This window comes from Clostridium pacaense, from assembly GCF_020709765.2.
GTDB classification, from domain to species: domain Bacteria; phylum Bacillota; class Clostridia; order Lachnospirales; family Lachnospiraceae; genus Enterocloster; species Enterocloster hominis.
Map to the genome: position 1 here is coordinate 1 of NZ_JAJFEB020000092.1, position 331 is coordinate 331.

The 331-nt window shown below is 45.9% G+C and carries 1 pseudogene; it reads right to left on the minus strand.

Going from position 1 to position 331, the window contains the following annotated elements:
• Nucleotides 1-299, minus strand: a pseudogene (locus LK536_RS58615) (hypothetical protein); the annotation flags it as partial.
• Nucleotides 300-331 lie beyond the last annotated feature (32 nt).

Consider the following 331-nt stretch of genomic DNA (forward strand, 5'->3'; position numbering starts at 1 on the left):
ACTTTTTCCTGGTTCGGATAAATGACAGTTAGTAAATATTCAATTTCCTCTGCCCAATCAACCATGGTACGGGTCTTTCTTACACTGGCGTGGCGATAATTTGCCAGCGGCTGTGCAAAGACAAAGATACTACACGTCCCTTTCCGCTTGTATTCGGCATCTTCTTTCCGGATACTGCCGGGCTTAACGGGGAGAGGTTTCAAAACCTGATCCAACAGCTGGTACGGCTTTTCATCCATGCACACAACAGGGATTTCCTCATTGTAAGGAAGTTTATAAGTATCCAGGATTTCTTCCATACAGGCTACGAACCCTGCGTTTTGCTTTGGGG